This window comes from Mesorhizobium sp. M5C.F.Ca.IN.020.29.1.1, assembly GCF_003997375.1.
GTDB lineage: Bacteria > Pseudomonadota > Alphaproteobacteria > Rhizobiales > Rhizobiaceae > Mesorhizobium > Mesorhizobium wenxiniae.
The window spans coordinates 1-839 of record NZ_RZSW01001081.1 but is presented as its reverse complement, the minus strand read 5'-3'; the positions used below and the strand labels follow the sequence as shown (position 1 = coordinate 839).

Sequence of the window (839 nt, the reverse complement as noted above, 5' to 3'; positions counted from 1 at the left end):
GCAAACGCTGGGCGGTCTATGCCAAGCCGCCCTTCGCCGGACCCCAAGCGGTGCTTGCCTACCTATCGCGCTACACTCACCGGGTCGCCATCTCGAACCGCCGCCTGATCGCCTTCGACGAGAAGGGAGTCACCTTCCGATACAAGGACTACCGCCGCGATGGTGTCGAGCGCCAGCGCGCCATGACGCTTACCGCCGACGAGTTCATCCGCCGCTTCCTGCTCCATGTCCTGCCGCGTGGGTTCCACCGCATCCGTCACTATGGGCTGCTTGCCGGCACCGCCCGCAAGGCCAGCCTCGCACTCGCGCGCGAACTGCTGAACGTCGCTCCGCCGCCCGAAGACGATGCTCCGGAAGGACCGGCTGACGTCCGCCCGCCTTGCCCTTGCTGCGGTGGACGCATGGTCGTCATCGAGAGGTTCGAACGGTGGTGCCAGCCTCGTGCGCCGCCTGCCTCACGAGCGCCGAACCGGGAGAACGCGCCATGACCCGGCATGACCAAGTTGCTCGTACGACCGCGCCACGCCGGCGCCGGTCAACGGGACGCTATGTGCACGTTGCCGTGAAGCCGGTCATCACGCGCATCAATCCCGCCGGAATCAACGCTCCAGGTTCTGCGACCTGGCCCGGAAGCTTCTTCCACGACCTCCCAGGCACGTCATATGCGGAAGTCCGCGACAGGCGCTGGCACATCCCGAGGCACAAATCCCCATAGGCAATCGTCTGCGGCCCGCGGGTTCCTGCATGAGAGACTTTCGTACGCCTGACGGCACCCGAAACCCTTCAGCATATCGGCCATAGAGACAAACTTTGCCTCGCCCGGAAGCAGACGTCGCGGG

At 65.7% G+C, this 839-nt stretch carries 1 protein-coding gene; it reads left to right on the top strand.

Annotated features, from left to right (window positions below; genetic code table 11):
• Positions 1-488: transposase (locus EOA85_RS36340; RefSeq protein ID WP_206523502.1), on the top strand; the 488-nt coding region annotated here is incomplete at its 5' end.
• Positions 489-839: the final 351 nt, after the last annotated feature.